1 rRNA gene is annotated in these 448 nt (G+C 51.6%); it reads left to right on the top strand.

The features are described from left to right. A 23S ribosomal RNA gene (locus F7888_RS22400) occupies positions 1–448 on the top strand; the annotation flags it as partial.

Genomic DNA, 448 nt, shown 5'->3' with positions numbered 1-448 from the left:
CGGTGGATGCCTTGGCACTAGGAGCCGATGAAGGACGGGACTAACACCGATATGCTTCGGGGAGCTGTAAGTAAGCTTTGATCCGAAGATTTCCGAATGGGGAAACCCACTACTCGTAATGGAGTAGTATCTCTACCTGAATTCATAGGGTAGCAGAAGGTAGACCCGGGGAACTGAAACATCTAAGTACCCGGAGGAAGAGAAAGCAAACGCGATTTCCCAAGTAGCGGCGAGCGAAACGGAAGATAGCCCAAACCAAGAGGCTTGCCTCTTGGGGTTGTAGGACACTCAACATGGAGTTACAAAGGAACGGGGTAGATGAAGTGATCTGGAAAGATCCGTCATAGAAGGTAACAACCCTGTAGTCGAAACTTCGTTCCCTCCTGAGTGGATCCTGAGTACGGCGGGACACGAGAAATCCCGTCGGAAGCTGGGAGGACCATCTCCC

This window comes from Litchfieldia stipae, assembly GCF_014837155.1.
In the GTDB taxonomy this organism is placed as follows: domain Bacteria; phylum Bacillota; class Bacilli; order Bacillales; family Bacillaceae_L; genus Litchfieldia.
The sequence above is the reverse complement of the archived record's forward strand: the minus strand, read 5'-3'. Positions and strand labels throughout refer to the sequence as shown.